The following is a 13525-nucleotide window of genomic DNA, read 5'->3' as shown; positions in this document are numbered from 1 at the left end:
GAACATGACTTCAAATATTGCACAATCATTATTAAAGATAAAGGCGGTTACACTTTCACCAGATGATCCTTATACATGGAGTTCAGGCATTAAATCGCCAATATACTGTGATAACAGAGTCACGTTAGCTTACCCTGAAATAAGAGAAGACATTTATAAAAGTTTAATTAATTTAATAAAAGAACATGCTAATGAAGTAGAAATTATTTCAGGGACTGCAACAGCTGGCATACCTCATGCTGCATTTATCGCCGATGATATGAAGCTACCTATGAGTTATGTAAGATCAAAAAGCAAAGGGCATGGTAAAGGTAATCAAATTGAAGGTGCTTCAAGCAAAGGAAAAAAAGTTGTTGTCATTGAAGATTTAATTTCTACAGGTGGTTCTTCAATCAATGCAGTAGAAGCATTATTAGAAGATGGCGCTGAAGTTTTAGGTGTATTCGCAATATTTACATATGGTATTTCCAAAGCAGAAGAAGCATTTAACAAAATTAATGTTCCATTTTACACTTTATCAAACTATGATGAACTTGTAACTGTGGCAGAAAAAGAAGGATTTATAGAAAATAAAGATATTAAAACTTTAAAAGAATGGAAAGATACTTTATAATGAACTCATATAAAGGGGGCCGTATTTTATGGAAAGTGAACATCGTTTAACTGCTGAAGAAGAACGTGAGCAGATTAAAAAATGGGGACACATTAATGATTTTCTTAAAAAAGATTCTAACAAACCGGCGGACTTTGAGCATTCAAAAGTAAGAGACGATAATTTTAAAGAAAGAACCGGCTATACAAATAATACAAATGTAGACAGAGATAGAAGATACGATTTAGACGATAAAAACATTTTCAAAAGTATAAAAAAAGAACTAGAGAAGAACGGATTCTTTAATACAAAAGAACAAAACAATTAAAAAATTTAAATTATAGCTATTTCTGAGGCTGGGGCATATATACATGCCCCAGCCTCGATTCATTATAATGGCAGTAGCTGACTGGTATGAAAATGCGCTTATATCAAGCTTTTTCAACCCCAGTCATTCTTGCCGAGGTGGGACTACGAAATCTTTTTTAATAAAATGAGATTTCTGGCCCACTCTTTTTTATAAATATATATAATTTTATACTTCCGTATATATAAAAAGCATAAATATTATAATAATTTAATAAAAATAGTATTCTAAAGAAGTAATATTTGTTAAAATGTAAACGAATACAATTTAAGGGGGTAGTAATATATGAAAGAAAAGGGAAATAAACTTACCGATAAGCTTTGGAAAGAAAGTGGAAGAACTAAAGAAATGTTAAAGTTCTTTTCAGCAGATGCATTAAAAGGACAAAAAGAACCAGAACCAAAGTTAAAAGCATATAATACAGCACAGTTAGTAGGATTAATTTTAGGGCCTTTATTATTTTTAATTGTCTTATTATTTGTTAGTCCACCAGGACTCAGCCAAAAAGGGGTTTATGTTATGGCTGTAACACTTTGGATTGCAGTTTGGTGGATTACAGAAGCTATCCCTATTCCGGCAACGAGTTTAATGCCTTTATTCCTATTTCCTTTAGGGGGCGTAATGGATAGCGAAACAGTGTCTAGCGCTTATGGGGATGACATCGTATTCTTATTCTTAGGTGGATTTATTATTGCTATTGCAATGGAAAGATGGAACTTACATACAAGGATTGCACTTGTTATCATTAAAACTATCGGGACAAGTACAGGGCGAATTTTATTAGGATTTATGATTGCTACTGGTGCTTTATCGATGTTTGTGTCTAATACAGCAGCAGTAATGATCATGATTCCAATTGGTTTAGCTATTATTAAGGAAGCACATGAATTAACAACTGATGATTCTAAAGAACATCATTTATCACAATTTGAAAAATCGCTTGTTTTAGGTATTGGGTATGCCGGTACAATTGGTGGTTTAGGTACTTTAATTGGTACACCACCGTTAATTATTTTAAAAGGACAATATGAGAAAATATTTGGAGAAGAAATTAGTTTTGCCCAATGGATGGTTATGGGTGTGCCAGTAGTTATTATTTTATTAGCTATTACATGGGCATATTTAAACTTTGTGAAATTTAAACACGATATGAAGGAGCTACCAGGTGGTAAAGAAATAATTACAAAAGAATTGAAAGCTTTAGGTAAGACAACTTATGAAGAAAAAATCGTGTTAACATTATTCTGTTTAGCAGCATTTTTATGGGTATCAAGAGAATTTTTACTTTCACAATTTACATTTACAGAGCTTGTTAAAGATGGAACGATTTCAATGTTCGTTGCGGTATTATTATTCTTAGTGCCCGCAAAAAGAAAATTTGCTCGAATTTTAGATTGGTCTATTGCAAAAGACTTACCATGGGGTATTTTATTACTATTTGGTGGAGGTTTAGCTGTAGCATCAGCTATTACAGAAAGTGGTTTAGATAAATGGATGGGTAAACAAATATCTAGCCTTGAAGGTATTAACATCATCTTGATTATCTTTATTGTTACACTGTTCGTACTATTCTTAACTGAGATTACATCGAATACAGCTACAGCAACAATGATATTACCGATTTTAGCGACTATAGCAGTGGGTATACACATACATCCACTTGCACTGATGATACCAGCGGCTATAGCAGCAAACTGTGCATTTATGTTACCAGTAGGTACACCACCGAATGCGATAGTATTTGGTACAGATAAAGTATCCATTCGAGAAATGGCGACAACAGGATTCTGGTTAAACTTATTCAGTTGTGTTGTAATCGTGATATTTGTTTGGTTCATGGTGCCATGGTTATTCGGCATCGATTTAATGTCTACTAAATAAAAAGTGCATAATTATTAAAAACTAATTTTATAAATTACAAATGGATTTATAAATAAAAAGCGTCACTCCGTTAATTCAAAATATGACGGAGTGGCGCTTCAGTTTGCTTTTAGCTTATTATTTTATAAAAATTTTTATAATCAATGTTTATCCTAAGAACAATTTTATGAAGACATAACCTATAATGATGATTGCTAATAAGATGACAACCGGTAATAATAATGACAATGACATAATATCTCTCCTTTGTCTTTAAACCTTATAATGATTATACTCATTATATAAGATAAAAGAAACAATTTAAATACGTTAATGGAGTGAAACCAATGATACCTAAAATAACAACATTTTTAATGTTTAATGGTGAAGCGGAAGAAGCTATTAAATTTTATACATCTATTTTTAAAGATAGTGAAATACTAACTATGGTTAAGTATGACGAAGAAGGGCCAGGTGAACCTGGAACAGTACAACATTCTATATTTAAAATAAACGGTGAAATTTTTATGGCGATTGATCAAAGTAACGGAGTAGATATTGAAATGAACCCAGCAATGTCTTTATATGTTACTTGTGATACTGCTATGGAAATGGAAACCTTATATTCAGAATTAAAATCAGGCGGTGCTATTTTAATGCCTAAAACAGAAATACCACCAACTTTTAGAGAATTCGCATGGGTACAAGATAAATACGGCGTTAATTTCCAATTAGCGTTGCCAGAAAATCAATAAAAAATAGCAGTGAATTCTCCATCAACGTGGAATTTTCACTGCTATTTTTATAACTTTATTTTGATGAATTATTTCTTTAATAATTTCTTTATATCATCATAGTCAGTTGTAACATATAGCGTCGATTGATGATCATAAGTTACAAATCCTGGCTTTGCTCCGCTTGGTTTGTGTACATTTTTAATTTCAGTATAGTCTACAGGTATTTGACCTGATTGACTTGCTTTTGAATAATATCCTGCAATCATTGCCGCTTCATTTATCGTTGTTTCTGTAGGCTCTGTATCTTGTATAACAACATGTGAACCTGGAATATCTTTAGTATGGAACCAAAGTTGGTTCTTTCTTGCGATACGATGTGTAAGATAATCGTTTTGTTTATTATTTTTACCTAATAATATTGTTTGACCATCAGATGATTCAAACGTTGTTAAAGTAATTTTATTAGATTTTTTCTTTTTATTATTTTTACGTCTTTTTACAAATCCTTGTTCTTCTAACTCTTCTCTAATATCGTCAATATCTTCAACAGAAATATGTTTAAGTTGTTGTTCCAATGACTCGAAATATAGAATGTTAGATTGAGTAAGTTTAATTTGTTTTTCTAATTCTATTTCACGCGTTTTTAAACGGTTATATTGTTTATAATAATATTGTGCGTTCATAGAAGGTGATTTAGTTGGATCTAAAGGAATAGTAATAGGCTCGTTATTATAATAATTAATTGTTTCTAACGATTCATCACCTTGTTTTATTTGATACATATTTGCTGTAATCAATTCACCATATAATTGTTGTATATCTTTAGTACTTGCTGCTTCTTGTTCGTTAATAAGTTTTTCTAACTTATGCTTATTCTTCTGTAAATGTTGGTCAACAATTTTAACTAAGTCTAATGCACGTTGTTTTACACGTTCTCGTTCTCCACGAGATTCATAAAAACGGTCTAAACATTCATGCAATGTGTTAAAACTTGTATAGTCTTGTCCATAAGAATGTAGAGGCATAAAATAGAAAACTTCTTTACCAGTTGAGTGGTTGTTATATATGACTGGCTTAGGTTCTTCCTTTACTTCGTTAATCACTTCATCGAATGCTTCTACAAGCGTACTTTGGTTCATGAACGGTCTTCTAGATACAATTTCTTTTGTGATAAGTGGACTAAATCCTTCGAATTGTTGAAGTAATTGTCTATCAATTTTACCAGAATTAAAATCAATATATTTATTAATATCGTCTACTTCAAAAGGATTCATTTTCTTAGTTGTAGGTGGATATTCATATTTAAAACCTGGCATAATCGTACGAGCAGTATTTGTATTTGGTGTATGATGTTTAAACCCATCTATAATTTTACGTTCACCATCTACTAAAATAATATTGCTATGTCTTCCCATTATTTCTAAAATGAGGGTACGTTTTCTTAAGTCACCAATTTCATCTCTCGAATGAATATCGATTTCAACTAATCTATCATTTCCAATTTGCGTTATCGCCTGTATGATACCACCATCGAGATGTTTTCTTAAAACTCTTAAGAACATCGGTGGATCAAAAGGATTCTCTAGTTTTTCTTCAGTAAGATGAAATCTACTAAAATTAGCATGCGTAGATAATAATAGATGATTATTCTTTCTTTCACTACGAATTGTTAAAATAATAGTGTCGTTACTTGGTTCTGTTATTTTATGAATTCGCCCAGTTACGAGCGATTGTATATCTTCGACTATCTTTCTTGTAAATAAGCCATCAAAAGCCATTTGCATTCACACCTTTTTAAAAAGTCAATTTATTGTAACATGTAAGGGATTAAATGAGTATATTTCTGTTTAAAGTTTACAACCTCTCTAGCCATACAGAATTGAAGTATGGTAAGATATAAAAAACAAAATGATGATAAATCGTTAGTATTCATTAGGAAAGGTCGTTTGACATGAACATAGAAAAAGGGTTACTGATTGTTCTCTCAGGTCCGTCTGGTGTCGGAAAAGGAACAGTAAGAAAATCAATCTTTGATGATCCTAGTACCGATTTTAAATATTCTATCTCAATGACTACAAGGAATATGCGTCCAGGTGAAACTGATGGCGTAGATTATTTCTTTAAATCAAGAGAAGAATTTGAAGCTTTAATTGCCGATGATCAATTTATAGAGTATGCTGAATATGTAGGTAATTATTATGGTACACCTGTACAATATGTAAGGGATACAATGGATAACGGATATGATGTATTTTTAGAAATTGAAGTGGAAGGCGCTAAACAAGTTAGAAAGAAGTTTCCTGAAGCTTTATTTATATTCTTAGCTCCACCAAGTTTAGAGCATTTAAAAGAAAGACTTGTTGGTAGAGGCACAGAATCGAATGAAATTATTCAAAATCGTATTACTGAAGCCCGTAAAGAAGTAGAAATGATGAATCTTTACGATTATGTTGTCGTGAACGACGAAGTAGAATTAGCGAAAGCACGTATTCAATCAATTGTTGAAGCTGAACATTTGAAAAGAGAACGTGTAGAAGCTAGATATAGAAAAATGATATTGGAGGCAAAAAAATAATGTTATATCCAGCACAAAATGAACTTAAAGATAGTATTAACTCTAAATATTTAATCGTAACAACAGCTGCAAAGAGAGCACGTGAACTTCAAGAATATCCTGATAGTTTATTATTAGATGAGTATCGTTCTCTTAAAAATGTAGGACAAGCACTTGAAGAGATTGCAGCTCATAAAGTACAAGCTAAACTACAAGATTAATATCTCCATAATATCAGCAGGCTGGGACATTATCATGTCTCAGCCTTGTTTATTATATAGACAGTAGCTGATTGGACTGGAAATGCGCTTATAACATACTTTATTCAATTTAATATATAGATTGAATTCATGACAGTATAAATTAAAGAATGTATAATAAGTGTTAATAATAATTGTAATTTGGAGGCGTACACAAATGAAGAATATACTTCTAGCTGTTACTGGTGGCATAGCTGCCTATAAAGCGATTGATTTAACAAGTAAATTAACACAAAACGGATACGTAGTGAGAGTGATGTTAACTGAAAATGCCCAACAATTTGTTACTCCTCTAGCTTTCCAAGCAATCAGCCGTAATCATGTTTATACAGATACTTTTGACGAAAAAGATGTTAGTGAAATACAACATATTACTATAGCAGATTGGGCTGATGCTGTTATTGTTGCGCCTGCTACTGCAAATACTATTAGTAAGTTGGCAAATGGGTTAGCAGATAATATGGTCACATCTACATTACTAGCGACTACAGCGCCTGTATTTATCGCACCAGCGATGAATGTTCATATGTTGGAACATCCTTCTATAGTAGCGAACATGGCTAAATTGAGAGAGTATGGTTATAAATTTATTGCACCTGGAGAAGGATATTTAGCATGTGGTTATGTAGCCAAAGGAAGAATGGAAGAACCGATTACAATATTAACGATTATTGATGATTATTTTAAAGAAAATTTAAACCTTCAAACTTTCTCATTACAAGGCAAAAAAGTTTTGATAACTGCAGGTCCGACTATAGAAAAAGTTGACGCAGTAAGATACTTTACAAATCGCTCTAGTGGAAAGATGGGTTATGCACTGGCTGAAGCAGCAAGAGACCTAGGTGCCGAAGTTATATTAGTAAGTGGAGAAACTCAATTGACTCAGCCTAAAGGTGTGGAATACGTCCAAATTACAAGTGCGGAAGATATGTTTCAAGCTGTGAAACAGTACAAAGATAATATGGATATGATTATTAAAGCAGCAGCTGTAGCTGATTATACCCCGGTTGAAACATCAGATAAGAAAATGAAAAAGCAAGATGGTGACCTTGAATTAGTCTTTAAACGAACGACAGATATTTTAAAATATTTAGGTGAACATAAACAAAATCAATATTTAGTTGGTTTTGCAGCAGAAACCGACAATGTAGAAAAATATGCTATGGGTAAATTAAAAAAGAAAAATGCTGATGTGATTATTTCTAATCATGTTGCAAATCAGGAAATTGGATTTAAATCTTCTGATAACGAAGTTGAAATGTTCTTTGCTAATGGAGATAGAGTACCATTTAAGAAAGAATCTAAACAAAAAATAGCATTTAAAATTTTAAACGAAATTGCAAGTAGGTGGAATTCTTGATAGCTCATGTAGTAGTAGATATTCCTTCTAAAAATGTAGACAAAATGTTCGATTACAAAATACCACAAGACATTGAAGAAATCGTTAAAGTTGGAGTTCGTGTAGAAGTGCCTTTTGGATCAAGAAAAATCCAAGGCTTTGTTATCGACATTAGTGAACATTTATCTAGTGATATAGATGCCTCTAAATTAAAATCAATAATAAGAGTTAAAGATTTTAAACCAGAACTTACATCTGAATTGATTAAGTTGAGTGAATGGATGGCGAATTTTCATTTAGTTAAACGTATATCCGCTCTTGAAATCATGTTGCCTAGCGCCGTAAAAGCAAAATACCAAAAAATTTATCAAGTAAATGACCCAGAACCTTTACCAGCAGAATTGCTAAATACCTTCAATAAAGAAGGTATTTTAACTTTTGATCAAGCTCAGAAATTGCAAATAGTTTCAGAACTTGAACATTTTGTAGATAAAAATATATTGTCTAAAGATACAATTGTAGGTCAACAATTAACACGTAAGTATGCAACATGTGTAAGGATTATACCGACTGATAGATTAGATGAAATATTGGAAGCTATTAGTAAAAAAGAAAAACAATTAGATGTATTAAATTATTTGATAGAGCATCGTCATGAGGATGTGTTGTTAAGAACATTAAAAGAAGAAGGATTTTCAAATTCTAGTATTCAAACACTTGTGAAAAATCAAGTGTTAGAAAAATATGAAGCGGTCGTTAATCGTGATCCGTATGAGAATAGAATATTCGAAAAAGAAAATAATAAAGAACTTACTGAAGCACAGCAATCAGCTTTCGAAAATATAGATAAATCAGTTTCAAATGAAGAATCAAAGACATTTCTATTACACGGTGTCACAGGTTCAGGTAAAACTGAAGTGTATTTACAAACGATAGAAAACGTCCTTAATCGAGGTGAACAAGCAATAATGCTTGTTCCTGAAATTGCATTGACGCCACAAATGGTTAATAGATTCAAAGCGAGATTTGGTGATGAAGTTGCAGTTCTTCATTCAGGCTTATCAAAAGGCGAAAAGTATGATGAGTGGCAAAAAATTAGAGATGGTAAGGCGAGCGTTTCAGTCGGTGCTAGATCAAGTGTCTTTGCACCATTTGAAAATTTAGGTCTTATTATAATTGACGAGGAACATGAATCGACATATAAACAAGAAGATTATCCAAGATATCATGCCCGTGAAATTGCCATATGGAGAAGTGAATATCATAATTGTCCTGTTGTGCTAGGCTCAGCAACGCCAAGTTTAGAAACATTTGCACGCGCAGAAAAAGGTGTTTATCATTATTTAGGATTACCAGACAGAGTGAATTTGCAAAAAATGCCTGAAATAGCGTTAGTGGATATGAGAGAAGAACTTCAAGCAGGGAACCGTTCAATGTTCTCTGAACCATTAACAAGAGCGATTCAAGATAGAATCAATAAAAATGAACAAATCGTATTGTTCTTAAACAGAAGAGGGCATTCGTCATTTGTATTATGTAGAGATTGTGGACATGTACCGCAATGTCCAAATTGTGATATTTCATTAACTTATCATAAAACAACAGATGATTTAAAATGTCATTATTGTGGATATAGTGAACCGATGCCACCGACTTGTCCAAGTTGTGGTAGTGAACATATTAGACAAATGGGTGTGGGTACACAAAAGGTTGAAGAACTTATATATGAAACATTCGATAATGCCAAAGTTATTCGAATGGACGTAGATACTACGTCTAAAAAAGGCGCCCATGAGCGACTGTTAAATGCATTTGGAAATCAAGAAGCAAATATATTATTAGGAACACAGATGATTGCTAAAGGATTAGACTTTGAAAATATAACATTAGTCGGAGTTCTAAATGCAGATACAATGTTGAACTTGCCTGATTTTAGATCAAGCGAAAAAACATTCCAGCTCTTAACACAAGTAGCAGGGCGTGCAGGAAGACATGAGAAGACTGGAGAAGTAATGATACAAACGTATAATCCAGAACATTACGCTATTCTAGACGTAACTAAAAATGATTACTTATCTTTTTATGAAAAAGAAATGAAATTCAGACAAGTAGGAAGATATCCACCATATTACTTCCTTGTTAACTTGACCATTAGTCATTTCGATAAAAGAAAAGTATTAAAAGCATCGAAACATATACATGATATTTTAGTACAACATGTGACGCCACAATCATTTGTGTTGGGTCCTTCACCAAGTCCGTTATCACGTATTAACAACCAACATAGATTCCAAATACTTATTAAATTTAAAAGCGAACCAGGGCTACTTACAGCACTGCAATACTTAGATGATTACTATCACGAACAATACATGAAAGATAAACTATCATTAGAGATTGATATAAATCCTCAAATGATGATGTAGAAGTTATATATAGCACCAATTAACCCCTCTAACTTTAAAATAAGCTAGAGGGGTTAAATCAATTATTTAGAACTTACTTCTTCTAATTCCTGCCAATCATAATCATGATTTAATATTTGTTCCCTTTCTTTTTCAGAAATTTTATCGTCAGGTTCTCCACCTTTTGGATAAAATTTTTCTTTTGATTTATTTACAAACTCTGGTCTATCTTGCGTTAATATATAAGCAGTTATGTCTGAAGCTTCTTGTTTGCTCAACGTTCCTTCTTCACCAAAAGGCATATTATGGTAAATGAAGTCATACATTTTTGAAAATCTACTCATACCTGCACCAGTATTAAATGAGTCTGGTCCCCATAACGATGGTCCTGTAAATGGGGCACTCGATGCACCATTGCCATGACAAGATAAACAATTATTTCTATCGAATGCCTCTTTTCCTTTATCTACATTAGGTTCAGGTATATTTTTTGCTTGTTCTATCTCTGGTGCTTCAGATTTTTTAATGTCTTCACTAATAAAATCTAAATAAGCTACCATTGCTTTCATTTCCTCACTATTTTCTTTGATAGGTTTCCCATTCATACTCCTAGCAAAACACCCATTAATTCGCTCTTTAAGTGAAACATCTCTACCTTCACGGTCTCTGTATTGTGGGTATTTTTTAGAGACACCTTCTAGAGAAAGAGCATTTCCATTTCCTCCTTGAGCATGACAACTCGTACAAGCTAATTTGTTTCCAACATGCTCAGGCATCTTAGAGTTGGTATAAATCATTAATTCTTCACCTTTACGTAATAACTTACCTTTTTCAGTATTAGCGTCAGTCGTCCGAACTGATTTTACTGAACTTTCTTTTTCTGATTTTTTTTCGTCGTTAGAACATGCAGTAATTAAGATCAAAACAAATAAAATTAAAGTTCCAAATATAATTTTATTATATTTCATTTAACCCCTCCTTAATTGTATGCAATTTTAGTATACAATACAGAGTGCAATAATTTAACTAAATTGTATTTTTATATTTTGAAATAATTTTATTTAATTCCATTGTTTATTTCAATATATATTTGTTGAATAAAACAATAATGATATTTAGGTTATCCTAAAATATGTTTGACTAACATAATAAAAAAAGTTACGATTGTTTGAGAATGTGGGGTGTATAAAATTAGATTTAAAAATTATAATAAAATAAATAAAAATGTGGATAAAAGTATTTTATTTTGTTATTTAATATTGGGGATTATAGGAATTATATTTATTTACAGCGCAAGTATGGTTCCTGCACGAATGGGTTCATTAACAAATGGAAATATAATTAATAGTAATCATTTTATGGTCAGGCAATCTATATTTTTATTTGTAGGTACTTTAATTGTTCTATTTATTGCTTATTTTGTGGACATTGATGCTTTAAAAGCGAAAGCATTTCAACAATTTATTATTATCGGTGTCATCATTTTACTTATTATTACCTTGATTTTAGGAAGTGAAATTAATGGTTCTAAAAATTGGCTTAATTTAGGTTTTTTCAGCATACAATCTTCAGAATTTCTAAAGTTAGCCTCTATCATATATCTTTCATACATAATCGATAAAAAAATGTCCCAAGCAAGGATATATAACATTAAAACTTTATTACCCCCATTGTTTATGCTAGGTTTTGGTTTAGTTTTAATCTTAGTTCAAGGTGATTTAGGCGGCACAATATTAAATATTGGTATTATATTGTTTATTTTAATGTATTCAGATATAAAAAATATTGTAAAAATTCAATTATTCAGTTCGATTTCACTGCCATTTGTAATCTATTTAATTTACACATTAATATTTGATACAAAAAATACATACAGATTGAATCGAATTAAAGTAATCATGGAACCATTTAAATATGAAAATGGTGAAGGTTATCAATTATCTAATTCTTTATTAGCAATTGGTAATGGCGGCGTTACTGGTCAAGGTATGGGGAACGGCATTATGAAATTAGGTTATTTACCTGAACCACACACAGATTTTATATTTTCAGTTTTAGCTGAAGAAGCAGGTTTAATAGGGGTTATCGCAGTTATAGCATTATATATGTATATAACATTTAAAGGGATTATATACGCTAATACGACTAAAAATAATTACTACAAAATAATTTGTATAGGTGTAGTTAGTTATTTATTTTTACAAGTATTCATTAATTTAGCTGGAATATCAGGAATAATACCTTTAACAGGTGTTACACTTCCTTTATTAAGTTATGGAGGTTCTTCTCTTTTAAGTATCAGTGTTGCTTTTGGGCTATTACTCGCTACTACTAAAAAGATAAATATGGAAAAAGATTTAGAAACTGATAAATAGGGAGCGAAAACATGAAATTAACAAGAAAAGGTAAATTTGTCATAGCATTGTTTATCATCTTGGTTATAGGATCAACAATAACGATTTATGTAAAATCAAGACTGAACCAATTCAATGTTAATGTTCAAGAAAAGATAGGCACTAAAGAAGAACAAAAAGAATCCGTAGATAAAATTAAAAATAAAAAACCTTTATCAATTGCAATTTTTGGTGTTGATACTGATGAAAAAAGAGACGAAGAAAATATAGGGCAAAGAACTGATTCGATGTTGATTGCATCAGTTAATCCTAAAGAAGAAACTACAAAGCTTTTAACATTACCTAGAGATACAAACGTTTATATTAATGATATAGATAGAAACGAAAAAATAGCACATGCCTATGCATATGGAGGCGCTAAGACAGCAATAGATACAATCAAGAATAATTTTGACATACCAATAGATGGCTATATAACAATTGATATGGATGGATTCGAAGAAATTATAGACATTATTGATGGTATAGAAGTTACAAGTAATGCTTCATTTTCTTTTAATGGATCAACATTTAAAGAAGGAAAGAAAACTAATCTTAACGGCAAACAAGCACTTGATTATGTTAGAAGTAGGAAACAAGAGGGTGCTGGTGGAGATGAAGGTAGAACAGCGAGGCAAAGACAAGTTATTGAAGCTGTGTCACAAAAAGTGACGGAAAGTAAAAATGTTATAACATTAAATAAAATTTTAAAAGCAAGCGAAAAAAATGTTAAGTCGAATTATTCGGCAGGAGATTTTAAAAATTTATATGAAAGCTATAAAAAAGGTGCAAATCATATTGATAAATTGTCATTAGATGGAATGAATCAAATAGAAGATGATGGTATATGGTATTTTGAACCTGACGAGCAATCTAAGAAAACTATAATAGAAGAATATAAAACCAATTTACAAATAGATACATAATGGTATTTGTATAAAGTGTTTTTAAAATTTTAAAAAGGCAGTTATAGCTGTCTTTTTTATTTGTTTTAAGTTATAATTATACGATGAGTTTT

The 13525-nt window shown here is 31.4% G+C and carries 12 protein-coding genes; 10 read left to right on the top strand and 2 right to left on the bottom strand.

From position 1 onward, the window contains the following. Nucleotides 1-4 precede the first annotated feature (4 nt). The 4 genes from pyrE (at nucleotide 5) to LQ682_RS00760 (ending at nucleotide 3574) form a co-directional block, all read left to right on the top strand. A complete protein-coding gene (gene pyrE / locus LQ682_RS00775) occupies nucleotides 5-613 on the top strand; it encodes an orotate phosphoribosyltransferase (RefSeq protein ID WP_064204133.1) in 609 nt (202 codons plus the stop codon). A 28-nt stretch (nucleotides 614-641) separates the two neighbouring features. Next, a complete protein-coding gene (locus tag LQ682_RS00770; protein ID WP_064204064.1) occupies nucleotides 642-920 on the top strand; it encodes a hypothetical protein in 279 nt (92 codons plus the stop codon). 324 nt (nucleotides 921-1244) lie between these two features. Further along, nucleotides 1245-2840, top strand: coding sequence for an SLC13 family permease (locus LQ682_RS00765; protein WP_481817269.1), 1596 nt, complete (start codon nucleotides 1245-1247; stop codon nucleotides 2838-2840). Between the two features lie 326 nt (nucleotides 2841-3166). Further along, complete coding sequence (locus tag LQ682_RS00760; RefSeq protein WP_017000162.1) at nucleotides 3167-3574, top strand: VOC family protein; 408 nt, start codon at nucleotides 3167-3169, stop codon at nucleotides 3572-3574. Nucleotides 3575-3642: 68 nt separating this feature from the next. On the opposite strand, the gene LQ682_RS00755 is transcribed toward LQ682_RS00760, so the two are convergent. Then, nucleotides 3643-5334, bottom strand: a complete 1692-nt coding sequence (locus LQ682_RS00755; RefSeq protein WP_064204063.1) for an Rqc2 family fibronectin-binding protein — start codon at nucleotides 5332-5334, stop codon at nucleotides 3643-3645. Nucleotides 5335-5507: 173 nt separating this feature from the next. Here LQ682_RS00755 and gmk point away from each other — a divergent pair, with 173 nt between their 5' ends. The 4 genes from gmk to priA all read left to right on the top strand — a co-directional run bounded on the left by gmk (nucleotide 5508) and on the right by priA (nucleotide 10135). After that, nucleotides 5508-6131 (top strand): guanylate kinase, encoded by a 624-nt coding sequence (gene gmk / locus LQ682_RS00750; RefSeq protein ID WP_017000160.1) that lies wholly within the window; start codon nucleotides 5508-5510, stop codon nucleotides 6129-6131. Then, entirely contained in the window at nucleotides 6131-6331 is a 201-nt protein-coding gene (gene rpoZ, locus LQ682_RS00745) for a DNA-directed RNA polymerase subunit omega (protein WP_017000158.1), read from the top strand. The genes gmk and rpoZ overlap by 1 nt, the downstream gene beginning before the upstream one ends. A 196-nt stretch (nucleotides 6332-6527) precedes the next feature. Continuing rightward, nucleotides 6528-7730, top strand: a complete 1203-nt coding sequence (gene coaBC / locus LQ682_RS00740; RefSeq protein WP_017000156.1) for a bifunctional phosphopantothenoylcysteine decarboxylase/phosphopantothenate--cysteine ligase CoaBC — start codon at nucleotides 6528-6530, stop codon at nucleotides 7728-7730. After that, the gene (gene priA / locus LQ682_RS00735; RefSeq protein ID WP_239723705.1) at nucleotides 7727-10135 is read left to right on the top strand and encodes a primosomal protein N'; all 2409 of its coding nucleotides are present in this window, start codon (nucleotides 7727-7729) and stop codon (nucleotides 10133-10135) included. The genes coaBC and priA overlap by 4 nt, the downstream gene beginning before the upstream one ends. 62 nt (nucleotides 10136-10197) lie before the next feature. Here priA and LQ682_RS00730 read toward each other — a convergent pair whose 3' ends face one another. Continuing rightward, the gene (locus tag LQ682_RS00730) at nucleotides 10198-11082 is read right to left on the bottom strand and encodes a c-type cytochrome (RefSeq protein WP_239723704.1); all 885 of its coding nucleotides are present in this window, start codon (nucleotides 11080-11082) and stop codon (nucleotides 10198-10200) included. A gap of 213 nt (nucleotides 11083-11295) precedes the next feature. Between LQ682_RS00730 and LQ682_RS00725 the strand changes: the two genes are divergently transcribed. Both LQ682_RS00725 and LQ682_RS00720 read left to right on the top strand, forming a co-directional pair. Then, complete coding sequence (locus LQ682_RS00725; RefSeq protein WP_174700881.1) at nucleotides 11296-12489, top strand: FtsW/RodA/SpoVE family cell cycle protein; 1194 nt, start codon at nucleotides 11296-11298, stop codon at nucleotides 12487-12489. 11 nt (nucleotides 12490-12500) lie between these two features. Then, nucleotides 12501-13433, top strand: coding sequence for an LCP family protein (locus tag LQ682_RS00720; RefSeq protein ID WP_239723703.1), 933 nt, complete (start codon nucleotides 12501-12503; stop codon nucleotides 13431-13433). The last annotated feature ends 92 nt before the right edge of the window (nucleotides 13434-13525 follow it).

The organism is Mammaliicoccus sp. A-M4 (genome assembly GCF_022386955.1).
Lineage (GTDB): Bacteria > Bacillota > Bacilli > Staphylococcales > Staphylococcaceae > Mammaliicoccus > Mammaliicoccus lentus.
The sequence above is the reverse complement of the archived record's forward strand: the minus strand, read 5'-3'. Positions and strand labels throughout refer to the sequence as shown.